Origin of the sequence: Flavobacterium ginsenosidimutans (assembly GCF_003254625.1) — a bacterium.
In the GTDB taxonomy this organism is placed as follows: domain Bacteria; phylum Bacteroidota; class Bacteroidia; order Flavobacteriales; family Flavobacteriaceae; genus Flavobacterium; species Flavobacterium ginsenosidimutans.
The window spans coordinates 1-288 of sequence record NZ_QJRJ01000015.1 but is presented as its reverse complement, the minus strand read 5'-3'; the positions used below and the strand labels follow the sequence as shown (position 1 = coordinate 288).

Sequence of the window (288 nt, the reverse complement as noted above, 5' to 3'; positions counted from 1 at the left end):
TACTTCAACAAATATTACAGGAATTGCATCAAGTCCATATACTTTCAATGTAAGTCCAACAAGTAATAAAACCTATACAGTTACAGCTTTAAAAAATGCAAGCTGTACGGCAATAGCTGCTGATATGACAGGAAGTGCTGCGATAACAGTAAATTCTAGACCAACATCAGTTGTAAGCGGAACAGGGTCTGTTTGTAATGGATCATCTAGAACTATTTCAGTAGCATTGACAGGAACTGGCCCTTGGGATTTAACTTATTCAGATGGTACTACTTCAACAAATATTAC

1 protein-coding gene is annotated in these 288 nt (G+C 36.5%); it reads left to right on the top strand.

The window, feature by feature from the left end:
- Positions 1-288, top strand: a 288-nt coding sequence (locus DM444_RS00070) for a hypothetical protein (protein ID WP_204251638.1), incomplete at both ends; no start/stop codon positions are given.